This is a genomic window from Parapedobacter sp. ISTM3 (assembly GCF_016533505.1).
GTDB lineage: Bacteria > Bacteroidota > Bacteroidia > Sphingobacteriales > Sphingobacteriaceae > Parapedobacter > Parapedobacter luteus.
Window position 1 is genome coordinate 254,917 of record NZ_JAENGN010000002.1, and the last position, 22,274, is coordinate 277,190.

Genomic DNA, 22,274 nt, shown 5'->3' on the forward strand with positions numbered 1-22,274 from the left:
AACGATTTAATATTAATTTAATAATTGGTGAACATGTTTTTTCGAAGGTAACAAGAAGGCCGCGTTTTACTGAGCACTATCCTATCATGTGATAGCACAAAGCTATCGTATCGCATACAGGCAGAAGGTATTGCATTTTCGTGACACAAAAGCAAGGGCATGTGGGTTATCTTTGGTAAAAACCAAGCGATGAACCGTAAAAATACATTACGACCATTGCCATTGAGCAGTCAGCGCGAGTTGCGTACGCTCGTGGAAAACCGGCGTGCATACACGCTCAACAGCTGTGAGCTGAATGTCTTTGAGACGTATAAGCGGAGTGAGCTGGTGCCCCTCCAGTTCGATGACCTGGTGATTACGAGCATGCTGCGCGGTAAGAAGGTGATGCACCTGTTCGGGAAGCCGGGGTTTGATTACTTACCCGGCGAAACGGTCATCGTACCGCCATCGGTGCGGATGGAGATCGATTTTCCCCTTGCGTCTGATAACGAACCAACCCAATGTACGGCTTTGGCTATTGGAAGGAAGCAAATTGCCGATACCATCAACTACCTCAATGAATACCACCCGCGTAGTTTGGGAGCGTTAAACTGGCAGTTGACGTTTGATAAATATCATTTCTATAACCATACGGAGCTGGCCGTGCTGATCAATAAATTGATTGCCATCAGCACGAGCGGGGATGTCCATAAAGATGTGCTCGCAGACCTTACCCTGAAGGAGCTGCTCATCCGGATCATCCAGTTGCAAAACCGGTATACGGCAACGGACGCCACCCAGCCGGACAGCCGGATAGGGCAGGTGGTTGCTTATATCAGGCAGCACATAGCCCATTCCCTGCGTGTAGACGAGCTGAGCCAGGTCGCCCATATTAGCAAACCACATTTCTACCGTGCATTTAAGCATGAAATGGGTATCAGTCCCATGGAATTTGTTATTCTGGAGCGGATAAACCAAGCCAAGCAGCTGCTGGCGGCCGGCAGTACAATAAAAGAAGCCTGTTTTGGGTCGGGCTTCAATAACCTGAACTATTTTATCCGGATATTCAAGAAGCATGAGGGGATAACCCCGGGGGCTTATCGTCTATTGCTGACCAAATAAATCCGGGTATGGCCGGTTGTTTATCCTTTCATCACCCGGGCCAGTTCGCGTTTGGTATCCCGCTCCTTGATGGTTTCCCGTTTATCGAAGTCTTTTTTACCTTGGGCCAATGCGATTTCCACTTTGGCAAATCCCCGTTTGCTGATGAACATGCGCAGGGGAATGATGGTGAACCCACGCTCTTCGCTTTTCGTTTTTAATTTTTTAAGTTCTTTTTTTGTGAGCAGCAGCTGGCGGTCGCGCTTGGCCTCGTGGTTGTAGAAGGAGCCGTGTGAATATTCGGCGATGTGCATGTTGCGGATATACAGGCCATCGTCAAAAAATGAACAGAAGGAATCATTGATGTTGGCTTTGCCCTCCCGTATGGACTTGATCTCCGTACCAAGAAGACGGACGCCGGCTACGTAGGTATCCAATATATGGTACTCAAAAAAAGCCTTCTTATTTTTGATATTGATATCTGATGATAGTGCCATAGCGTATTTATATAGTGTATAGCGTATTCATTGCGTACGGCTTACCGCTTAAAAAAGCTTAAACCGGTTTACAATAAATGTTTTGAGCGACCTTGTCCGAGATATTGATGCTTGTGCCGTTAATGGCCAACGTCATGGAGTGGTCAAATTCATATCGGTGCAGGACCGCCACCTGGCTGTGAATGCCGATGCCGATTTGGCTTACGTATTGCAGAAACGGCGGACTGTTGTCTTTTACCGCGACAATCGTGTATTGCTTGCCTACGCTGGCCTCGGCGAGCATAAACCGGGCCTCGCTGGCATAATCGCCATCGGCCGTGGGGATGGCATCGCCATGCGGGTCAAATTGCGGAAATCCAAGAAATTTGTCAAGCCGTTCCACCAACTTTTCGGATTTGATATGTTCCAACTGCTCGGCGACATCATGTACCTCATCCCAGCTGAAGCCCAGTTTATCAAACAGGAACGTTTCCCAGAGCCGGTGTTTCCGGATTATGGCTACCGCCAGATCGCGCCCTGTGTCGGTAAGTGATATTTTGCCGTACTTTTCGTAATTGACAAGCTGTTTTTCCTTTAATTTCTTGAGCATATCGGTAGCCGTAGCCGGTCGTACGTTGAGCTTGCCGGCCAATTGGTTGGTGCCCGTTTCACCTGCACCGTCGTGTTCGCCGGTGAGACGGAGCAACGCCTTCAAGTAATTTTCCTCGGTATCGGATAGCATACTTGCAAAGGTAGGTAAATTGTCAGGAATATGGCACCATCATAAAAAAGGCGTTGGGATGATTGCCCAACGCCTCGTTATATAGTTGGCGGTGTCGGTTTATACACCAACGCCCAATTCTTCTGCTATGGCTTTCCCGATTTCTGCTGGCGATTCTACCACGCGAATGCCGCATTCGCGCATAATTTTCATTTTTGCAGCGGCCGTGTCCTCTGCTCCGCCCACGATAGCTCCGGCATGGCCCATACGACGCCCCGGAGGCGCTGTTTGGCCGGCGATAAAGCCAACCACCGGTTTGGTGCCATGTTCTTTAATCCAGCGCGCGGCTTCAGCTTCCATGCCACCGCCGATCTCACCGATGACAATGATGCCTTCGGTCTCTGGGTCGTTCATCAGCAATTCCACGGCTTCTTTGGTCGTGGTGCCGATGATGGGGTCGCCGCCGATACCAATGGCCGTGGTGATGCCCAATCCGGCCTTGACCGTTTGATCAACAGCCTCATAGGTGAGTGTACCCGATTTGGATACTACACCTACCGAGCCTTTTTTGAAGATAAATCCGGGCATGATGCCGATTTTTGCTTCGTCAGCAGTGATGATGCCGGGGCAGTTCGGCCCAATGAGCCTTGATTTTTTGTCGCCCAGATAAGATTTTACCTGAATCATATCCTTAGTAGGGATACCCTCGGTAATGCATACAATGACTTCGATGCCGGCGGCAGCAGCTTCCATGATAGCGTCTGCAGCAAAGGCCGGTGGAACAAAGATAATGGACACATTAGCGCCGGTTTGATCTACAGCTTCCTGTACAGTGTTAAACACCGGACGTTCCAAATGTGTCTGCCCGCCTTTGCCGGGTGTCACGCCACCCACCACATTGGTGCCGTATTCAATCATTTGCGAAGCGTGGTAGGTGCCTTCGTTGCCCGTGAAGCCCTGTACGATTACTTTCGAATCCTTATTTACTAATACACTCATTGCTCTGGTTTTTTGTACCGCAAACTTAGATAAAATTGCTTTGATATGCAAGTTTGTCTTTACCCCGAATCCGTTGCGGACAGATAAAGCTTGCTATAAAAGCTCCACAACACGATACCGATAGATACGGCGATGTTGAGTGAGTGCTTGGTGCCGGATTGGGGAATTTCGATGCATGCATCTACGAGGGACATCACCTCGTCGGCCACGCCGTGTACTTCATTGCCGAATACCAACGCATATTTTTGGGTGGTTAACGGGGGGAATTGCTGGAGCGGGATGCTGCCTTTGGCCTGTTCCACAGCCAGAATCCGGTAGCCTTCTTCACGAAGCAACTGGATAGCCTGCGCCGTATTTTCTGCGTAGCTCCACGCCACGGATTGGGTAGCACCAAGTGCAGTCTTTTCGATTTCCCGGTGGGGCGGCGTGCCCGTAATGCCACATAATAATATCCGTTCGAGTGCGAAGGCGTCTGATGTACGGAAAGCCGAGCCCACATTGTGCATGCTGCGCACATTGTCCAGCACTAGCGCGACAGGCAGTTTTTCCTGTTCCTTGAATGCCGCGACTGATGGCCGCTGCAATTGATCCATGGATAATTTCTGCATGCGGCAAAGATAGAGAAAGTTTGGGAGCCCGGTAGCGTAGGGGGGACGACAGCTTTCGTTTGTTTCCAGCGGTGGGCTTTTTGACTGGAACGCTCACTCCGTTCACGCTCCTAGGCCAAAAAAGCCCACCGCCGGAAACAACGTTGATTGCTCAAGAAACAACGTTGATCGGCCAAGGGTTGAACGTGCCGTGCACCCCGAAGCCCGGTGATGGTGAAATTTTCAGGATTTGTTTTGAATATTAAAAAGAAGGTGGTAACTTTGCGGTCTGAAAATTGAAATAGAACTATTAAGCTAAATAGATGGCAAATCATAAATCAGCACTTAAAAGAATTCGGTCCAACGCTGCGAAGCGTTTACGGAACCGTTACCAAGCGAAGACAACGCGTAATGCAATCAAGAAATTGAGGACGACAACCAATGCCGAAGAGGCGAAAGCACTGTTGCCCCGGGTGATTTCTATGCTCGACCGTTTGGCAAAGAAAAACGTCATCCATAAAAATAAGGCTTCCAATAATAAGTCGAAGCTGACCAAACATGTGAATAGCTTGTCATAATACTACAGATATCATAAGCGAGAAGCCGCCCTGGATAGCAGAGCGGCTTTTTTTTGTGCTTCGCTGGCGCTGGCCGGTCACCGGGCGCCTTCCCGCAACCGTTGCAGCACCTGCTGGAGTTTTGCCTTGTCCTGCATGTACGGTTCCAAGTCGAGCAACTCCACTTTCCGGAAATCAATAGGATGGCTTTCACTCTGTAGTGAGATGTATCCACTGCTCAGCAATTTGCCATCCTCCTTCACGGCCGGGTCATAGTTGGATACGCTTCCGCCGCCTATCTGAGGCTTATAATACGTCAGCACCGTATCGCCTTCGAGTATGTGATGCACCACGGAATCTGCCAACACGAGAAATTCAGCAGTTACCCATTGGTCACCATGATAAGTCTTTGATGACGAATTGGTACAATGCGGGGTAAACAGCTCACCATCAACTTTCATCAGTACATTGGTGCCGGGTGTGCATAGGTTGCTGGTAGTCCGTTCGTTTGTGCCATCACCGCCAAGCAGCTGACCTTCGATGGAAATCGGGAAGTCCTGGTTTTTGAGCATCGTCTGCGGATCCTGTCCATGCAGCATGGCGCCGCTGTTGCGCCAAGCCCAACCTTCGCCGCCGGGAGCCTGCTCGCCGGTAAAGCGGTATTCTACGCGAAGGAGATACGCCGAGTAAGGCGTGTTGTAGTGAATGTGGCCATACTGGAAGTCGAAGTCCGTATAGCCATCATACCGTACTTTCAGCATGCCGTCTTCCACACGGAATGTATTGGCGTAGTTTTCGCCGACTTCGTGTTTAGCAATTTTTACGGTCCAGTCGCTGAGGTCTTTGCCGTTAAAGAGCTGGATCCATTTCAACTCGTCATGATCATTGGCGCCTGTGCAGGCTGTTACTGCTGAAGCAAGTGCTGCAGCAAGGATAAGGGGTGCTTTCATAAAGGGTGCTTTCATGTAATCGCCATTGAGGTTAGTGTCAATTGATTTGTGTTATTTGTACCATAGCCCACGGTGCTTGACATATTCACTCGGCCTTACGCCGATGATTTTAGTAAAGGTATTGCTGAAGGTGGGCAGGCTGCTATATCCCACTTTTGAGGCCACTTCATTGATGCTGAGCTTGTCATCAAGTAACAATTTCAAGCCTTTCAGCATCCGTAAAATGGTAAAATACTGGATAAAAGACATGTTGAGGTCCTTTTGGAATAAACGCGCTAATGACCGTTCGCTTACGCCGAAATGATCGGCAACATGTTTAAACCCGATGTTGTCGGCAACATGCTCGTCGAGGTACTCCACGATTTTTACCAGCCGGCTATCGCCCGGGTAGGGCAGTGCCAGCGGTAAAGCGCCCCTGCCAAGCTCAGGAAGCAACATTTTGAATGCCTTGGCGATACTGTACCTGCTTTCCTCTTCCGGGCGGATGTTGCCGTTCCAGCGGTTGGTAAACATCATCAACTCCATCAATAAATTGTCGACCGGATAGATAGCCGTTTTGGAAAAAAAAACGTCATCGCATGCAGATACCGGAAAATACAGGTTGCGCATGATGACCTTGGGTGTGCTGGGATGAATACTATGCCGTACACCGGCCGGAATCCAGATGTAGTGCCTTGCAGGTAAAAAATAAGACTGTTGGGGGGTGTTGAGGTATACCACGCCACCCTCCGTGTAGAGGAACTGGCCTTTTTTGTGCTCGTGCTCGGGAATGAATTTTTCGCCCATCACGGCGTGATGGCAATAAATCGTATCCGGAAAACGATCCACTTCCGTAATATAATACCTGCTTACGTAATGTCCCATCCGCTGCTATAATCGCTTTTTGTGGGCTAAAATAAGCAGAAAATACGACTGTTTGTCTAAAACGGATAAAAATATGACGTCAAACGATAACTGTAGCGGACAGATAACCCTTATTATTGCAAGGAGATAAAAATAAATGCCATGTCATACGAAAGAATCAAAGCCGAAGAATTGTTTGATAAGGTCGTCAACGCCGAGCAGGCCGCCCAGCTGTTCCAGCACGGTATGGTGGTGGGAGCAAGCGGGTTTACGAAAGCCGGTGATAGCAAAGTGGTGCTCGACGCATTGGCCAAACGTGCGGAAAAGGAGGAGTTGAAAGTGACGTTGATGACCGGCGCCTCATTGGGGCATGACACCGACGCCAAGCTTACCCGTGCGGGCGCACTGGCCAAGCGAATGCCGTTTCAGGTAGACCGGATGCTCCGGGAAGCAATCAATAAAGGAGAGGTGTTGTTTATCGACCAGCACCTCAGCGAAAGTGCCGAACTGCTGCATAACCAATGTCTTCCCCCGGTGGACATTGCCGTGATAGAAGCAGCCTTCATTGAACGTGATGGGAGCGTCGTGCCAACGACTTCGGTGGGCAACTCGGTGACGTTTCTCAGTTTAGCCAAAAAAATAATCATCGAGATCAATACCAAAGTGCCCGAATCCATTTACGGCCTGCACGATATTTTCCAGCCGGAGAATTATCCACACCGCAATGTGATTCCAATTGTGGCGCCGGAGAATCGTATTGGCAGGCGTTCCATCCCGGTTGATATCAACAAGATCGCCGCCATCGTATTTACCGATATCCAGGATAGTCCGGCTGATATTGCCCCACCGGATGCCAAGACCACGGCCATCGCCCAGCATTTGCTCCGGTTTTTTGAAGATGAAGTCAAAAAGGGCCATCTTACGGATAGGTTACTGCCCTTGCAGGCCGGTATTGGCAAAGTAGCCAATGCGGTGCTATCCGGTTTCAAGGACAGCAATTTTTACGACCTGCGGATGTTTTCGGAAGTTTTGCAAGACAGTACGTTCGATTTGCTGGATAGCGGAAAGATGAGTTTTGCTTCAGCATCTTCAATCACCGTTTCGTCCGAATGCTATGACCGGGTTTTCAGTAATTTGCAGAGGTATAAAGATCGGATTGTGCTGAGACCGCAGAACATCAGCAACACACCCGGTTTAATCCGCCGTCTGGGGGTTATCGCGATTAATACAGCCATCGAGTTTGATATCTACGGGAACGTCAATTCGACACACATCGGCGGTACAAACATCATGAATGGCATAGGCGGTTCGGGTGACTTTGCAAGAAATGCCTACCTCAGCATTTTCGTGACCCAGGCTGCTTCCAAGGATGACAATATTTCACATGTGTTGCCTATGGTATCACATGTCGATCATACCGAGCATGACGTCGATATCCTGGTCACAGACATCGGGCTCGCTGACCTGCGCGGCTTGGCTCCCCGCGAACGTGCACAAACGATTATCGACAATTGTGTGCATCCGGATTACCGGGAGGCTTTGCAGTCTTACTTTGACCGGGCCCAGGCATTACGGGGAGGCCATACGCCGCATATCCTTGAAGAAGCATTCAGCTGGCACACCCGGTTTAGGGAAACGGGCAGTATGAAATAAATGTTCTTTTATCTGGCCGGTACACTGCCGCGTTAATGTCGTTTTAATGTCGCTGGCGATTTTTAATCAAGTTCTAATGGTTGTTTAAGTTTCGTTTAATGGGCGGCGGGTAGTTTTGCGGTTCGTGCAAACCACACTTTTCGATAGCATTTCAGTGGACACACGTTGAATAAAACGGATATAACCCATGCGAAAGAAATTTATATACGGCGCTGTAATTATTGTTTCCACGGTGTTGGCCGTGAGCTTCCTGTGGCCGCCGATATTATGGAGTCTGGTGGTCTTAGGCCCCCTGATTGGATTGGGCATCATGGATATTGTCCAGACCAGGCGTGCCATTCGGCGGAACTTTCCGTTGCTCGGGAGGTTGCGTTATTTATTTGAAAGTATCCGCCCTGAAATCCAGCAGTATTTTGTGGAGAGCGATACAGACGGACGTCCATTTAACCGGCTTCATCGCAGTGTGATCTATCAGCGGTCCAAACGTGAACGCGACACCACCGCCTTCGGTACGCAATTGGATGTGTATGCCAATAACTACGAATGGTTGAGCCACAGCATTAATGCACTTGACTATTTTAAGGTGAATGAAAAGCCGCGGGTAACGGTAGGCGGGCCGCAATGCCGACAGCCGTACTCCAGCAGCGTCTTCAACATCTCGGCGATGAGCTACGGTTCTTTGAGCCGAAACGCAATTGTCGCGCTCAATGAAGGAGCCAAAATCGGTGGGTTTTACCACAATACCGGCGAAGGAGGACTGACGGATTACCACCTGCGTGGCGGCGGCGATGTCGTGTGGCAGATCGGCACCGCATATTTCGGATGCCGGCATCCCGACGGGCGTTTCAACCCGGAGGCATTCAGCCAGAAAGCACGGCATCCGCAGGTTAAGATGATCGAAATCAAGCTTTCCCCGGGTGCCAAGCCGGGCCATGGGGCATGCTCCCCGCGGCGAAGGTGACGGAAGAAGTGGCGCGCATACGGATGGTGGAACCGGGAAAGGATGTGGATTCACCACCGTATCACCGTTCGTTTTCCACGCCGATCGGCTTGCTGGGATTTGTGAAGGAACTGCGTGAGCTATCGGGCGGCAAACCTGTCGGCTTCAAGCTGTGCATTGGGCATCGGAGTGAGTTTGTAGCCATCTGCAAAGCCATGGTGAAGACCGGTATCTATCCGGATTTCGTGGGCGTGGATGGAGGAGAGGGCGGCACAGGTACCGCACCCCTTGAGTTTTCCAACTCGGTGGGCATGCCGCTGCGCGAGGCGCTGGCCTTTGTGTACGATTGCCTGACGGGCTTTGACCTCAAACGGCACATCAAGATCATCGCCACGGGCAAGGTGGCTACCGGGTTTGATCTGGTAAAGAATTTTGCGCTTGGGGCCGATATCTGCAACAGCGCCCGGGGAATGATGATGGCGCTGGGTTGTATACAGGCGCTGGAGTGCAACGCCAACACCTGCCCGGCGGGCGTGGCCACGCAAGACCCCGAACTGATGAAGGGGCTGGTGGTCGCCGACAAAAAGATACGCGTGGCTAACTTTCACAATGAAACCGTGAAAGCTGCCGGTGAGCTACTGGGTGCGGCAGGTATCCAGCATCCGGACCATATTCACCGCGTCCATATCCATCGCCGCGTATCGCCGAACCGTGTGGAAACCTATCTCGACAGTTACCCTTACATTCCCACAGGTAGTTTGCTGGCTGAACCTTACCCGCCGTCGTTCGAGTTCCTGATGAAAATCAGCTGTCCGGAATCATTCGAACCCGATTTCAATGAAGTGGATTTCGGGGAATATGCGTGGGCGAAGAAGCCGATGACAGGTTAATCATGCTTGACTCGTCCCGCCTTCAATTCAAATATGCCTTGTTTATTTAGTTGCGCACGATAGATAAGCCCAGCGTCCTTTGCCGGCGGGCAGGAGGTGCTTTATCAACGTGTAACCCCGAGTGGCGGTGTCATAACATACCAAATCTTCCGAACCGTCGGGGTTAGCCCGGATAAATTCATTGAGTCTGGTTGTGCGCATGTCGTGGTAAAACATGGGAATCCCTTTCCTGAATGCCTCGCGATACCGGTCGTCCGTCGCATTAGCTGTACGCCGGCAGATCTCCGCTACGGTTAGGCTATTGAGGAAGACTTGCGCTATAGGGCCTTTCTGGTTTTCCCGCACGGTCTGTTTGCGTGGAGCACTATTGTCGGATAGCGGGCCTGAAGATAAACGTTGCTCGTTGCTTGGTAGCTTCATGGTGCAAGTTTCGGGTACGCCAACAGTCATGTGATACGATATTTCAAGGATGTGCCGGATGGAGCACTTTCCTTGCGTTATGTACGGTAAAGATCATGAAAACAATAGGTTTTGTGGGTGTTCAAAACAGCTATATTCCTATCATTTTTTCTGATTTGCTTTTGCTGGAACGGCATCATTGCGCATTGCGCGAATGTCGGGATGCCGCGGAGCAGGGTAACGGTTCGCGGTGTCTTCCGCCGTCGTCGAAGAGGGAAGGCCGTTACCTTTTGTGTTCGAACAGCGGCTGGCCATCTTTCGTAAGCCGCAGTACCCCGTGGTGTTCGGTATAGCGATACCGATCGTTGCTATACCGGACACCGGATGCCGTGGCGTCAGCTTCCAGCCATATCGTGTCGCTTTTCAGGATGAACATGGCTATACCAGCGGCTTTGTCAAAAGCCATCGTCAGTGTATCGCCCCGCGCATTTGTTGCCGAACGGGTTACGATATCGTAGCGGGAGGTGATTGCTGCATTGGCGTTGCCAGCCGGTTCGGGGTCGTAGCCGGCCGATTGGCAGGAAGTGATAAAAAGTGCTCCGGCCAGGAGTACAATGATTAATAGGCTCTTCATTGTGTATGCTTAAAAAAATCTCTGGAGTGGAGGGCTCCACCCCAGAGAACATCTACCTTATTGAAAACACTCCCTGAATGGGAGCCGCTGCAAAAATGCGAATCGTGGATGGGGTTTGTGGGGTTCAAAAATGTTGTTTTCATGTCTTTTTTCCGGAGTAACCCCAAAAAAGTTGCTTCGTACATTGGCCATGCGTGGTTTACGCGTCTTCCCTGATGTAATGTTCAATGGCTTCAAGCATCGCTATCGGCTGGTCCTTTGGAAATACGGACAATGCCCCGTTTCCTTTGAACTGATCGATCGCTTGCCTGTCTTCGGTTGACGTGTATCCGAATAGTTTTATCGACGGAAACCTCCCCGAGAGTTCGTTGGCCGTCGTGATTCCATCCATTTCGGGCATATGAAGGTCAAGTATACAGGCCCCGGGAAGCGTTTGGAGCTTGCAAAGCTGGTTTATTAAAGACAGGCCGTCTTCAGCCACGGCAATAAGCTCAAAAGCAGGGAGGCTTTCGACCAACATGCTGATGGCTCTCCGCTGGAAGGCGCAATCATCTGCCAGTACAAGCTGTATTTTTTCACTAAGTGTTGCCATCATGCGCCCTTCGTCATTAAGTGATTGACCATCATGCAGCGTTGTTCGCCCGCTGGGTTGGTTTTTTCCGTTAGCTTATTGGTTCGATGGTGCAGGTCGAGTTCGTTCCTGAAGGCCGACGGGATCCTGCCGGTGTGTTTTTTGACAAACCGGCGGAAGTTACTCTCTTCGGCAAACCCCATTTCGTACGCGATTTCCGATATGGACAGGTCACTGTTCCGTATGCAATGAAGCGCTGCCGTCAGTACGATATCCGTTATGACCCGCTTAGCCGACTTGCCCAGGATCTGGTAGCAGAGATCGGAGAGCTTTCGGGGGGCGATATGCAACTGTTGGGCATAGTAGGCCACGTCAGTATGTTGCTGGCAGTGCTGATTCACGAGGATTAAGAATGTATTCACCGTACGGTTCGGCGAAAACGCCCGGTTGCTGATAGTTGCCGGTTCCAACTGCAGCCACAGAAACCCTTCCAGTAGCAGGTATTCTACACAAGCATGAGCTACAGCGGCATACAGGTTCGTGTGTTTGTCTGGACACCTTTCAAGCCGGTTGTTGATTATCCGCCTGAAATCGGCTTCCGTATCGCCCGTGCCGGTCACTTGCAGGGCTTTCTCTTTATCATAATAAAGTGCCGAGTTGAGGATGTACGAGTCCGATCCGGACCGTTCATAAAACGATGAGGTGAAGGAAACGACAAAACCACGGCTATCTTCAACGGACAACAAGCGTATCGTCTTTGTCGGACGGATAAACACAAGTTTGTCACCGGGTACTTCGTAATGCTGCGATCCGATGGCGAGCTTCAACGGTGTGAACGTTCGGATGACGGTGAAATAACCGGCATCACCATCGTCCTGCACATGGAGGCTTTCCATCGTATAAGCCTGGAGTGACAATAGCTGGAATTCATGCTGCGTTTTTTCCATGTTGCCAATGTTCGGGTAACCAAATGTGGATGGTTACGACACACTGCAAACGTCCGACTATTGTTGCGCCTATACAAACATAACACTATCAGTTTTCGTAAAAGTGATACAGTTTGAGTGGTTATGGACAGTTTCATGGGGCTGAACGCCTTTTTTCCTGCTCCTGGGATAGTCTGCTAATGAACTGAGACGGGGAGATGTTGGTTTCCTGCTTAAACATCTGCGCAAAACGACTATGCGATGAGTAACCTGAGAGCTCAGCAAGGTAGTTGATTTTGTAGTTCAGGAATTCGGGGTTGTCGATCATCTTTTGGATGATAAATTTGATGCGCAAACTGTTTAGGTAGTCGTTGAAGTTTTTGTTTCGGTGGTTTTGCAAGATGTGATTGACGTACCGGGTGTTGGTGCCCATGAGGGCGGCCAGTTTGGATATCGTGAAGTTCTTTTCCGTGAAGGCTGTCCCGGTTTCGAAAACGACAAGTTTGTTCAGCAACTCCCTTTCGGTATCTTCGGCGAGCAGGCGGTTGTTGCCGTTTTCCCGACGGACGGGTGATTGATCCGTTTGTTTTTCCCGCATCTGCGTGTTGAGTTCCGGGTTTTTATGTGCCGCTATGATTCGCTCGAAGTTGGCCCGTGCCTTTTTATTTTTTTTCTGAAAAATGATGACCACGACAATGATCACCAGCAGCGTGAGTGCCAAAAGCACGAGCAGCAGATCGCTCTTGCTTTTGAGCAAGTCAGCGTTGGCTTTCTCTTTTTGCAAAATATACCGGGATGCTTCCGCGGAGGAATGATGCCTGTCGGCCACATGGGCGATTATTTTCCGTTTTATGCTATCGGATTTCTGGTAATCGTTTATGAGTTCGTAGTACCTATTGAAAACGATATCCAGTTCGTGCTCCAGTTCCCTGTCGTCAAGTTCAGCAACCAGGGATGTGGCGGTAGTGAGGTATGCCAACGCCGTATCTGCGTCGCCTTCGGCAATTTCGATGTCGGCAAGCTTTATATTCAAGTCGGTCTCCTGCCATGGTGGTAAGGGCTGTCTGCTTTGCGCATAAAGGTCTTTCGCTTTGCTGAAATAAGATTTTGCCGAGTCAAGCTCTTCAAGTTCATAGTACGATCTCCCAAGATTCAGGTAGGCTGGCCGCAGGTGGATTGCGAGCATGTGCTGAAACGACGAATCGGGAAAGGCCTGTCCGGCCTCGGCTATCAATGCGAGCTGCTCTTTTACCGTTTCAATGGTTTTTTCGTAATCCGCTTTTTCATAATGAATGGCTCCCAGTTCGTTGTAGACCATGATCTTGGTGGTCGGTACGTTCGTTCCTTTGAGGCGGTTCGCGTTTTTCAGGGCCTTTTGCAGGTATGCAATGCTTTCATCATAGAGTTTTAGCGACCTGTACTGCGAGGCCACCATTCCGCTTGTGCGGCTTACCAGCTCAGATCCTGATTTTTCAGCAAGGGAGTCCGCCATAAGCGAGTATTTCAGGGCATTTACCCGATCTGCGCTCATGTGATAACCGTTGATCGATACAAAGAGCGAGCGTATCCGCTGCCTATCGTTTTTCGAGATCTGGTATAGCGAATCGCCGATAGCGATGATTTTGTCGGCACTTAGTTTCTGTTCATTAATCAGTACCGAATTGACATATTGGTCGAAACGTTGTTCGTCAGCAGGAGGTTGCGCGATGGCGCAGGAAAACGGGGCGGCAACGAGTAGAAATTGTAACAACTTGTTTTTCAGTGGTTGTCCTAATCGGAATTGTTTCATAGCGGCAAAGAAAGCGCGTAGGTGCATTTCAAAAGTAAATAAAAGAAACGCAAAGACAAAATGCCTTTGGTATAAAATGCCGTTTTTGCGCGTCGTTAAAGAAGTCCGTAGTTCAATGCCGAACTGCCTGCCACCCAATTAATATACAGTTAATATAAGTCTTGTATCTTTGAAAATTCTCAGGCAACCGGCAGCGGCTTGCGCCGGACAACAGGATGAAGATGGTGGTTCCACCCGAAAATACGTACTGGAAAAACTTTGTGGCAGGGCATGATGATGCGTTCCGCAAGCTATACGATTGCTTTGCGGACAGGCTGTTTTCCTTTGGTAGCCGTTTTTGCGCTGATGAAGAAACGGTGAAGGACGCGATACATGACCTTTTTGTCGATCTGCATGTCTACCGCGCAAGGCTGGACAGGGAGGTCAATGTGAAGGCCTACCTTTACACCTCATTGAGGCGAAAGGTGTTGGCCGCGATGCGGCGGTCCGAGCGGTACCGGCTGCTTGATACCACAACGGTGGAATTCCATTTATCAGTCAACCAGGATGCGGAGACGATGATCATGCTCGATGAGCGCGAGCGCGAGCGGCTTGCCCTGCTTGCCGAAGGACTTGCGCTGCTTACCGGCAGGCAGCGCGAAGCACTGTACTTGCGGTTCCACTCCGGGTTGAGTTATGAAGAAGCGGCGGATATCATGGATATCACGGCGACCTCCTGCCGGATAATGGTGTACCGGGCGATCAAGCAGCTGCGCGCAAACCTGAAGCATCGAATGTCAGCCCTGAACCTGCTGTTCGTCCTGTGCACCAAACGCCCTTGATGCTATCCTTAAGGATATCTCTGAAAAAAATAATTCTTTTATATTCAGTGTGTTGTGATTTTTTTGAATGGCGGCTTGTATACAAATGGCTGCCTGCTCTCTCTATGATGGGTAGTAAAGAAAAGCTATGGACGGAAACGAAGAAGAAGAAGAAATTCCCCGGGAATTACGGGATTCGAAGCAACCGGGCGATGATCAAGATGCGGCAGCGCAGATTGGGGGTATGATAGCCAGGCATGCCGACGAGAAAACAATGGATAAATCTGACAAGGAACGGCTATGGAACAGCATCACATACACCGTATCAAATAGCGCTGTACCGGTTCGCGTGCGCCAATACAAGTGGATCGGCCTTGCAGCAGGTGCCGCAGCTATTGTCTTGGTGACGGCAATCGGGTTATGGCTTAGCCGGCCGGATGTGCAGGGAACGGGCGACCTCCTGACACAGCTTGCGCAAGCGCAACGTACCGATCTGAGTGCGATGGATTCCGTCCGGCTGACGTCCAGTGCCGGCGAAGTGCTATCCATCGGTGACAATACCGTCGTACGCTATCGCGATTCGATGTTGACCATCACCGACAGCCGCGGTATCCAGCGCGAATTGACGTTGAACAGCGCCGACATCTATAATACCCTGTCCGTTCCCTACGGGAAGCGGACAGAAGTGATGCTTTCGGACGGGACGAGGATTTGGCTGAACGCCGGTTCGCGGCTTGTTTTTCCGGTATTTTTCGCCGGAGATAGCCGCGACGTGTATTTGGAAGGTGAAGGGTATTTTGACGTGGCACGCCAAGGGGGAAAGCCTTTCGCCGTACATCTCGCCGATATGGAAGTCAACGTCGTAGGAACCTCGTTCAACATCAGCGCATATGCCGATGATGATTTCAGTTCGGCCGTCTTGCTAACCGGAGAAATCATGTTGACCAGCAAACAGCGGGATGGTTTCCGGGCGGTCCGCCTTAAGCCGGGTAAAAAAGCAACCTTGAGCCGAATGGATCAGCAATTGACACTGGCCGATGCCAGCGGGGAAGACGACATTTCCTGGACCAAGAAACAATTGATTTTGAAGAGCGTGCCGGTACATAGTTTGATTCGGCGGCTGGAACGGGTTTATAACACCGCTGTCGTATTGGCCGATGGTGCGGAGGCGGGCGACGAAAAAATCTCCGGCCGTCTTGATCTTACCCAACCACTGGCCGACGTGCTGTCGGATATCTATGAATCGGATATTTACCGAATAAACCAAGAAGAAAGGAGGATCGTTATTTCACGGAAAAATTAATCGCCCTAACCTCAAAACGCAAAAAGCAGGGTACGTGCTGCAACACCACCCTGCCGGACATTTTATTAACTGAAGTCATTAATAAAAATTAAACAAATTTATGAAAAAAATCTACTCCCGCCATAAGCCACAAAAAAAGGCGGGATTGGTTCGAAAGCTTTTACGAACAATGAAATTTGTCTCATTTTGCCTCATGCTGGGACTGGCGGCGGCGCACGCCGAAACCTATTCACAGAGTATCAGCATGGATATCAAGAATGGTTCCATCGCGGAGGTCTTTGACGAAATACAACGCCAGAGCGACTACGCCATCGTATATAAGGATAACGCTGTGTCAGGCCGCAAAGTGTCGATCACGGCAGAAAACAAAGACTTGTTCACCGTGTTGGACCAGGTACTGGAACAGGCAGGCCTTGCCTACCGTATCCGCGGTAAGCAGATTAGCATTATTAGCAAACCGGCGGCCCGTAGAACTGCGACGCGGTTTCCGCAGGATTCACTCATTACGGTACGCGGGCTGGTGGTTGATGCCAAAGACACCGATATGCCGCTTGTGGGGGTAGGGATACAGGTGAAAGACGCGGGAACATCGACGGTGAGCGATAAGGAAGGTCATTTCACCGTTCGCGTACATCCACAAGCCATACTTACAATATCCTCAATCGGTTATCGAACTGTGGAAGTGGGCGTGGCCGGCCGTACGAGTATTCGGATAGCTTTGGAAGAACAGGTGTCAGCCATTGACGAAGTGGTGGTCGTGGGCTACGGTGAGCAACGAAAAATCAACCTCACCGGTGCGGTGGGCTCAATCAAGGCAGAGGACTTTGCCGCGCGCCCCATCGTTTCGGTAAACCAGGCCCTGCAGGGACAATTGCCTGGAGTAACCGTGGTGAACACCAACGGCCGGCCGGGGACAAACAATACCAACATCCGCATCCGGGGAATCAATACGTTGAATAACGCAGGACCGCTGGTGGTCATTGACGGGGTGCCGGGCGGCGATATGTCCATCCTCAATCCGGAAGATGTGGAAAGCGTGTCCGTACTGAAGGATGCGGCTTCAGCTTCCATCTACGGAGTCCGCGGTGCCAATGGCGTCATCTTGGTGACCACCAAAAAAGGACGGGCCGCTGACGACGGCAAGGCCGATATCAATTATAATGGATATTATGGTATGCAGATGCCTGTTACGTTGCCGGAGATGGCCAATTCGTGGGAATACATGGAACTGATGAACGAAGCGCTGGTCAACGGCCGGAATAACCCCGCATGGACGGACGAGCAGATTCGGATTGCGCGCGAAGGCACCGACCCCGATTATTTTGCCAATACTCGCTGGATCGATGAAATCTATAACAGCCACGCTCCCCAGCATAGCCACAACCTGTCCGTGAATGGTGGGATGGGCCAGTCCACCTACCGACTCGCCTACGGTTATCTCAATCAGGGCGGTATGGTTACGGGCGATAACTTCAACTCGCACCGCCATAATATCCGTGCACGGTTCAATACCACGTTGTTCGATCGCCTGACGATCGACGGCAATGTCGGTTACATCGACCGGAATTACCTCGCCTCAGCGGAAAACCCAAGCAATACCGGAGGCCCACTGAACGCGGCCATGGGCATCAGTCCGCTGGTACCTGTACGGTTTTCTACCGGAGGTTGGGGCTATCATGGCGGGCAGCGCAATCCAATCGCCGTCACCACCGATGGCGGCACAGACAAGTTTAATTCCCAGGAGTTCACTGGCAACTTACAGGCCAGCCTGCACATCTGGGACGGCCTCCGATTACGCGGCCAATTGGGCAACGTGCGTTATCATACCCGCCGTACGGTGATGGTCAATACCATTGACTACATCGATCCCTACGGTGAGCTGGTCTACCAGAACAACGTACCCAACCGGATGGAAGTACGCAGCTTCACGCGCAATTACATCAACCTGATGGGTATGCTGGAGTACGAGAAGACCTTTGCGGATGCTCACTATATCAAAGCCATGGTGGCTGCTTCGCAGGAGGAAGACGTCAACAATGACATCAACGCCAGCCGTACGCATTTCCCCGTGGAAGGAATTCCAAGTCTTAATATCGGTACAGAGAACCAGCTCAATTCCAATCCCACAACGCAGTGGGCGCTGCGTTCTTTTTTTGGCCGGGTAAATTATGCATTCAAAGACCGCTACCTGCTGGAGGCCAATTTCCGCCGGGACGGATCCTCACGTTTCCATCCTTCACTGCGGTGGAATTGGTTCGGCTCGGTATCCGGTGGTTGGGTGTTTACCGAAGAGCCGTTTTTCCGTGGGCGGATAAAAGACATTGTTGACATGGGTAAGATACGTTTTTCATACGGTACGCAGGGAAATGATCGTGTGGAAAACACATCGGGCACACTGATGAACTTTGGGTATATGAATACCTACGCATCGCGTACCACCATGCCCATCGGCAACGTGCTGACCAATGCGTTCTGGCAACCGAACGTAGGTAATCCCCTGTTGTCTTGGGAGAGCTCCCTGAAAAGCAACGTTGGGCTCGATCTCACGTTGCTTGGCAACCGGCTCAACGTTGTGGCCGACTATTATGTGAACAAGACCAACGATATCCTATTGGCTGTGCCGCTGCCGGACGTGTTCGGCGCAAACTTTCCCGTGCAGAATGCAGGCAGTGTAGAAAACCGTGGATGGGAAGTGCAGGTAGGATGGCGATCCACAATAAACACCGTCCGGTACGGCATTACCGCAAACTTGGCCGACGTCCGGAACCGGGTGACTGACTACGGCGGCGCCCCGCCAGTGATTGGCGACCGTATCCGCCGCGTGGGTGATCCCATCGATGCGTTTTATGGCCTGGTGGCTGATCGCATTGCACAGGAGGCCGATTTTGAGTATAACCCCGTTACTGGCGCGTACACCCCGCGCTTCCCGCATATTGAAGGCGATCCGATATCGCCCGGCGACATCATCTACCGGGTGCTGACGCCGACTACCGACCCGGACAAATCCTATGACTTCAATGATCCGGAGCGGGAATACATCTCGCTTGACAAGGATCGCACCGTCATCGGCAATGCCATTCCTCGCTATACTTATGGGCTGCGAGGTGATTTGGCTTGGAAAGGGTTCGATTTTTCGTTTTTCATCCAGGGCGTGGGCAAAGTGAACGGACTGCTGTCCGGGCAAGCGCGGCATGCATTCATCAACCAGAGCACCATGCCGCATCAGGCGCATCTCGACCGTTGGACACCCGAAAACCCCAATGCCAGCTATCCCCGCCTGGTATACAACCAGACGTACAACACCCGCATGTCGACGTTCTGGCTCGAAGATGCCTCGTACTTGCGGCTCAAGAACATCCAACTCGGCTATACGCTGCCCCAACGTGCGCTTGGTCAGCTGGGCCTTGGCAAGGTGAGGGTATACGCCTCGGCCGAAAACCTCCTTACACTTACCAACTTTTATTCCGCGTTTGATCCGGAGGTGCCGGTGAATACCACCGGCGGTGTATACCCCCAGATGAAAACGTTTATTTTTGGAATTAGTGCTAACTTGAAATAGATCAACTTACGGATAAAAAATATTGCGATGAAAAAATCAATCATCTATATCGCTTTGCTGACGATGGCCACTTCCTGTAGCGATGGCTTTCTCGACCGCGTACCGCTCGATAATATCGTGGATGAAACGTATTGGCAAACGGAAGAACACCTCATGCTCGGGGTAAATACCTGCTATGCCTTTATCAAAAACAAGAACACGGTAGACATCGGCCAAATGGGTGACGAAAGCATCAATTCAACGGCCAGCAATGCCTACCGGCTGATCGCATCCGGAAATTACACCTATGATCTGGCCACGGTGAATAATCAATGGAAAGACCAATATGCGGGTATCCGGCACTGCAACAACTTTCTGGCTAACTACCATCGGGCCGAAAGCGTAAGTGAAGCACGGCGCGAAGCGCTGGCTGGTGAAGCGCGGGTGATCCGTGCGCTGCTTTATTTCTATCTGACGTTTTTTTTCGGTGACGTGCCCATTGTGGACAAGCCATTGAACATCGATGAGGTATACGGTCCCCGTGATCCGCAGGAAAAAGTTATCGACTTCATATTCAATGACCTTGACCTGGCCGCGCAGCACCTCCCCGCCGAGATACCGACCGGCGCCAACTTGGGGCGGATTTCGAGAGGTGCAGCCTACGCACTGAAAGCACGTGTCGCATTATATGCCGGGCGTTATGATGTGGCCGAACGGGCGGCCCAGGATTGCATTGACCTCGGCATCTACGAGCTGTACAGCAACGGAAATCCTGAAACCAGCTATAACGAGCTTTTCACATGGGCAGGCAAGCTGGCGGCCGGCAATAACCGGGAATCTATCCTGACGCGGGCGTACCTGTCGGATGTAAGTATGCACAACCTGAGCCGCGAAATCCAGGTGCCCGACCAGGCCAGCCGCTTCAACCCGACCAAGGCGTTGGTGGACACCTACCTGGACACATTGGGCTATCCGATTACCCACCCCGCCTCGGTATACGAGGAAAATTCATATGCGGACATTTTCAAAAACCGCGACCCGCGGATGCGGCAGACCATTCTGCCCCCGGGGGCGACATGGGGTGGACGTAATGACGGCAACCCGGACAACACGGATCTGACAGTTTATACAGCTCCACGTTTCATCGCCGGCAACCCCGGAGGGAGCGTGACGCTCAGTGGCTTTTATTTTACCAAATATGTGCATGTGCCTACCGTGGCGCAGGTGAGCCGGGATCAGAACGATATCCATCTGATCCGGTACGCTGAAGTGCTGCTTACATTGGCAGAGGCTAAGCTTGAACAAGGAACGCTCACGCAAGCTGACGTCGATCGCACGATCAATTTGCTCCGCGATCGGGTGGGTATGGTGCGCATGGATTTGGCTTGGCTGCAGGCCAATGGGCTGGACGTACGTGAAGAGATACGCCGTGAACGACATGTAGAGCTGGCCATGGAAGGTCAGCGTTGGTTTGATATCGTGCGTTGGAAACAGGGATATTTGTTGGGCGCCGATGTTAAAGGCATGCGCCGTTCGTTTGCCGCAGTGCAGGCCGACGTAGCCAACCTGCGCGTGGACGACCAAGGATATATCATCGTCAATGACGGACGTCGGTTTGAGGATCCCAAGAATTATTTGTTGCCTGTGCCGATGGAACAGGTAAATCGTAATCCGGAACTGGGGCAAAACCCAGGCTGGGTCAATTGATAAGTCAACATGAAAAAAGTTCCTGTATTGATCCATTTTGCTTTTTTGTTCTTGGTCAGCGCGTGCGGAAAGGTCGGCAGCGACCTTGATGAACCAGGTGAGCCGAATCCGCCGCAGACCGGGACGGTCATCAAATCCGGTGATACCGTTAGGATGGTGACCTATAATATCCATCATGCCAATCCGCCTTCTCGGCCGGGCGAAATAGACATTGAAGCGATCGCCGCTGTAATTAACCGCGTAAATCCCGATGTCGTCGCCTTGCAGGAGGTGGACGTACGGACACAACGGTCGGGGCCTTCGCTCGATCAGGCTCGGACATTGGCCACCCGTACGGGCATGCAGGTGTTTTTCAGCAAGTCGATCGATTACCAGGGAGGTGAATACGGCAATGCCATCTTGTCCAGATACCCCATAGTGCAACGTGTGCGGCACGAATTGCCGAGCGTGCCTGGTGTTTCGACGGAGGCTCGTTCATTGGCCGTGATCGCCGTTGAAACCGAAAATGGCGAACGCATTTACTTTGGGACGACACACCTCGACGTTTCACATGCCGAAACACGCAATCTACAGGTCGACAAGTTAAGGGATGTAAATGAAGCCCTTGGTGCTCCGTTCGTCCTCGGCGGCGATTTCAACGCCCAGGTCGGCTCGGAAACTATCAACCGGCTTGTCGCTGGAAATGTGTTTCGGGTGGCTTGTCTCGGGAGCTGCCCCAACACCATTCCTGCCGCCAGCCCCAGTCGGGCCATTGATTTTATTTTCCTGAATCAGGCCGCCTCATCGGCGTTCACGGTAGTGGGGTATGCGTCGGTCAACGAGACGTATGCCTCTGATCACCGACCTGTGGTTGCTGAACTGGTATACAGGTAAGAGAACTCATTCATACAAATTGAAAACGATTAGTCACA

The 22,274-nt window shown here is 51.2% G+C and carries 19 protein-coding genes and 1 pseudogene; 9 read left to right on the top strand and 11 right to left on the bottom strand.

Annotation, left to right across the window (positions count from 1 at the left end):
- Positions 1-189 precede the first annotated feature (189 nt).
- The gene (locus tag JHJ32_RS03800) at positions 190-1,101 is read left to right on the top strand and encodes an AraC family transcriptional regulator (RefSeq protein ID WP_200119945.1); all 912 of its coding nucleotides are present in this window, start codon (positions 190-192) and stop codon (positions 1,099-1,101) included.
- A 20-nt stretch (positions 1,102-1,121) separates the two neighbouring features.
- On the opposite strand, the gene smpB is transcribed toward JHJ32_RS03800, so the two are convergent.
- From smpB to JHJ32_RS03820, 4 genes are all read right to left on the bottom strand, one after another.
- Positions 1,122-1,577, bottom strand: a complete 456-nt coding sequence (gene smpB, locus JHJ32_RS03805) for an SsrA-binding protein SmpB (RefSeq protein ID WP_079716716.1) — start codon at positions 1,575-1,577, stop codon at positions 1,122-1,124.
- Between the two features lie 58 nt (positions 1,578-1,635).
- Positions 1,636-2,298, bottom strand: coding sequence for a metal-dependent transcriptional regulator (locus tag JHJ32_RS03810; RefSeq protein ID WP_200119947.1), 663 nt, complete (start codon positions 2,296-2,298; stop codon positions 1,636-1,638).
- A 99-nt stretch (positions 2,299-2,397) separates the two neighbouring features.
- The gene (sucD, locus tag JHJ32_RS03815; RefSeq protein WP_079716714.1) at positions 2,398-3,276 is read right to left on the bottom strand and encodes a succinate--CoA ligase subunit alpha; all 879 of its coding nucleotides are present in this window, start codon (positions 3,274-3,276) and stop codon (positions 2,398-2,400) included.
- Positions 3,277-3,335: 59 nt separating this feature from the next.
- Positions 3,336-3,884 carry an RNA methyltransferase gene (locus tag JHJ32_RS03820; RefSeq protein WP_200119949.1) on the bottom strand — a complete coding sequence of 183 codons (549 nt, stop codon included), beginning with the start codon at positions 3,882-3,884 and terminating at the stop codon, positions 3,336-3,338.
- A gap of 302 nt (positions 3,885-4,186) precedes the next feature.
- Between JHJ32_RS03820 and rpsT the strand changes: the two genes are divergently transcribed.
- Positions 4,187-4,441: a 30S ribosomal protein S20 gene (gene rpsT / locus JHJ32_RS03825; protein WP_079716711.1), complete on the top strand. Its 255-nt coding sequence runs from the start codon at positions 4,187-4,189 to the stop codon at positions 4,439-4,441.
- A 77-nt stretch (positions 4,442-4,518) separates the two neighbouring features.
- Here rpsT and JHJ32_RS03830 read toward each other — a convergent pair whose 3' ends face one another.
- Both JHJ32_RS03830 and JHJ32_RS03835 read right to left on the bottom strand, forming a co-directional pair.
- Positions 4,519-5,385: a DUF1080 domain-containing protein gene (locus JHJ32_RS03830; RefSeq protein WP_233632459.1), complete on the bottom strand. Its 867-nt coding sequence runs from the start codon at positions 5,383-5,385 to the stop codon at positions 4,519-4,521.
- Between the two features lie 36 nt (positions 5,386-5,421).
- Positions 5,422-6,234 (bottom strand): AraC family transcriptional regulator, encoded by an 813-nt coding sequence (locus tag JHJ32_RS03835; RefSeq protein WP_079716710.1) that lies wholly within the window; start codon positions 6,232-6,234, stop codon positions 5,422-5,424.
- A gap of 141 nt (positions 6,235-6,375) precedes the next feature.
- Here JHJ32_RS03835 and JHJ32_RS03840 point away from each other — a divergent pair, with 141 nt between their 5' ends.
- The gene (locus JHJ32_RS03840; protein ID WP_200119953.1) at positions 6,376-7,866 is read left to right on the top strand and encodes a succinate CoA transferase; all 1,491 of its coding nucleotides are present in this window, start codon (positions 6,376-6,378) and stop codon (positions 7,864-7,866) included.
- Positions 7,867-8,176: 310 nt separating this feature from the next.
- Positions 8,177-9,696, top strand: a pseudogene (locus JHJ32_RS03845) (FMN-binding glutamate synthase family protein).
- 42 nt (positions 9,697-9,738) lie between these two features.
- On the opposite strand, the gene JHJ32_RS03850 reads toward JHJ32_RS03845, so the two are convergent.
- The 5 genes from JHJ32_RS03850 to JHJ32_RS03870 all read right to left on the bottom strand — a co-directional run bounded on the left by JHJ32_RS03850 (position 9,739) and on the right by JHJ32_RS03870 (position 14,015).
- A complete protein-coding gene (locus JHJ32_RS03850; RefSeq protein WP_200119954.1) occupies positions 9,739-10,116 on the bottom strand; it encodes a hypothetical protein in 378 nt (125 codons plus the stop codon).
- Between the two features lie 262 nt (positions 10,117-10,378).
- Positions 10,379-10,729, bottom strand: a complete 351-nt coding sequence (locus JHJ32_RS03855; protein ID WP_200119955.1) for a hypothetical protein — start codon at positions 10,727-10,729, stop codon at positions 10,379-10,381.
- Positions 10,730-10,928: 199 nt separating this feature from the next.
- Positions 10,929-11,324 (bottom strand): response regulator, encoded by a 396-nt coding sequence (locus JHJ32_RS03860; RefSeq protein WP_079716705.1) that lies wholly within the window; start codon positions 11,322-11,324, stop codon positions 10,929-10,931.
- Positions 11,321-12,247, bottom strand: coding sequence for an AraC family transcriptional regulator (locus tag JHJ32_RS03865; RefSeq protein WP_200119957.1), 927 nt, complete (start codon positions 12,245-12,247; stop codon positions 11,321-11,323). Before JHJ32_RS03865 ends, JHJ32_RS03860 begins: the two co-directional genes overlap by 4 nt.
- Positions 12,248-12,380: 133 nt before the next feature.
- Positions 12,381-14,015: a helix-turn-helix domain-containing protein gene (locus JHJ32_RS03870; protein ID WP_200119959.1), complete on the bottom strand. Its 1,635-nt coding sequence runs from the start codon at positions 14,013-14,015 to the stop codon at positions 12,381-12,383.
- A gap of 221 nt (positions 14,016-14,236) precedes the next feature.
- On the opposite strand from JHJ32_RS03870, the gene JHJ32_RS03875 reads away from it, so the two are divergent.
- From JHJ32_RS03875 to JHJ32_RS03895, 5 genes are all read left to right on the top strand, one after another.
- Entirely contained in the window at positions 14,237-14,836 is a 600-nt protein-coding gene (locus tag JHJ32_RS03875) for an RNA polymerase sigma factor (RefSeq protein WP_200119961.1), read from the top strand.
- Positions 14,837-14,963: 127 nt separating this feature from the next.
- Positions 14,964-16,118 carry a FecR family protein gene (locus JHJ32_RS03880; protein ID WP_200119963.1) on the top strand — a complete coding sequence of 385 codons (1,155 nt, stop codon included), beginning with the start codon at positions 14,964-14,966 and terminating at the stop codon, positions 16,116-16,118.
- A gap of 169 nt (positions 16,119-16,287) precedes the next feature.
- Positions 16,288-19,677, top strand: a complete 3,390-nt coding sequence (locus JHJ32_RS03885) for a TonB-dependent receptor (protein ID WP_233632460.1) — start codon at positions 16,288-16,290, stop codon at positions 19,675-19,677.
- Between the two features lie 27 nt (positions 19,678-19,704).
- Entirely contained in the window at positions 19,705-21,363 is a 1,659-nt protein-coding gene (locus tag JHJ32_RS03890; RefSeq protein ID WP_200119967.1) for a RagB/SusD family nutrient uptake outer membrane protein, read from the top strand.
- A 9-nt stretch (positions 21,364-21,372) separates the two neighbouring features.
- Positions 21,373-22,236 (top strand): endonuclease/exonuclease/phosphatase family protein, encoded by an 864-nt coding sequence (locus tag JHJ32_RS03895; RefSeq protein WP_200119969.1) that lies wholly within the window; start codon positions 21,373-21,375, stop codon positions 22,234-22,236.
- The last annotated feature ends 38 nt before the right edge of the window (positions 22,237-22,274 follow it).

Excerpts from the sequence above, each read along its gene's own strand:
- JHJ32_RS03800 (WP_200119945.1), top strand. The coding sequence starts at position 190 with ATGAACCGTAAAAATACATTACGACCATTGCCATTGAGCAGTCAGCGC.
- JHJ32_RS03875 (WP_200119961.1), top strand. The coding sequence starts at position 14,237 with ATGGTGGTTCCACCCGAAAATACGTACTGGAAAAACTTTGTGGCAGGG.
- JHJ32_RS03855 (WP_200119955.1), bottom strand. The coding sequence starts at position 10,729 with ATGAAGAGCCTATTAATCATTGTACTCCTGGCCGGAGCACTTTTTATC.
- JHJ32_RS03840 (WP_200119953.1), top strand. The coding sequence starts at position 6,376 with ATGTCATACGAAAGAATCAAAGCCGAAGAATTGTTTGATAAGGTCGTC.
- JHJ32_RS03835 (WP_079716710.1), bottom strand. The coding sequence starts at position 6,234 with ATGGGACATTACGTAAGCAGGTATTATATTACGGAAGTGGATCGTTTT.
- JHJ32_RS03860 (WP_079716705.1), bottom strand. The coding sequence starts at position 11,324 with ATGATGGCAACACTTAGTGAAAAAATACAGCTTGTACTGGCAGATGAT.
- JHJ32_RS03895 (WP_200119969.1), top strand. The coding sequence starts at position 21,373 with ATGAAAAAAGTTCCTGTATTGATCCATTTTGCTTTTTTGTTCTTGGTC.
- JHJ32_RS03850 (WP_200119954.1), bottom strand. The coding sequence starts at position 10,116 with ATGAAGCTACCAAGCAACGAGCAACGTTTATCTTCAGGCCCGCTATCC.
- JHJ32_RS03810 (WP_200119947.1), bottom strand. The coding sequence starts at position 2,298 with ATGCTATCCGATACCGAGGAAAATTACTTGAAGGCGTTGCTCCGTCTC.
- smpB (WP_079716716.1), bottom strand. The coding sequence starts at position 1,577 with ATGGCACTATCATCAGATATCAATATCAAAAATAAGAAGGCTTTTTTT.
- JHJ32_RS03890 (WP_200119967.1), top strand. The coding sequence starts at position 19,705 with ATGAAAAAATCAATCATCTATATCGCTTTGCTGACGATGGCCACTTCC.
- JHJ32_RS03830 (WP_233632459.1), bottom strand. The coding sequence starts at position 5,385 with ATGAAAGCACCCTTTATGAAAGCACCCCTTATCCTTGCTGCAGCACTT.
- JHJ32_RS03885 (WP_233632460.1), top strand. The coding sequence starts at position 16,288 with ATGAAATTTGTCTCATTTTGCCTCATGCTGGGACTGGCGGCGGCGCAC.
- JHJ32_RS03820 (WP_200119949.1), bottom strand. The coding sequence starts at position 3,884 with ATGCAGAAATTATCCATGGATCAATTGCAGCGGCCATCAGTCGCGGCA.
- sucD (WP_079716714.1), bottom strand. The coding sequence starts at position 3,276 with ATGAGTGTATTAGTAAATAAGGATTCGAAAGTAATCGTACAGGGCTTC.
- JHJ32_RS03865 (WP_200119957.1), bottom strand. The coding sequence starts at position 12,247 with ATGGAAAAAACGCAGCATGAATTCCAGCTATTGTCACTCCAGGCTTAT.
- JHJ32_RS03880 (WP_200119963.1), top strand. The coding sequence starts at position 14,964 with ATGGACGGAAACGAAGAAGAAGAAGAAATTCCCCGGGAATTACGGGAT.
- JHJ32_RS03870 (WP_200119959.1), bottom strand. The coding sequence starts at position 14,015 with ATGAAACAATTCCGATTAGGACAACCACTGAAAAACAAGTTGTTACAA.
- rpsT (WP_079716711.1), top strand. The coding sequence starts at position 4,187 with ATGGCAAATCATAAATCAGCACTTAAAAGAATTCGGTCCAACGCTGCG.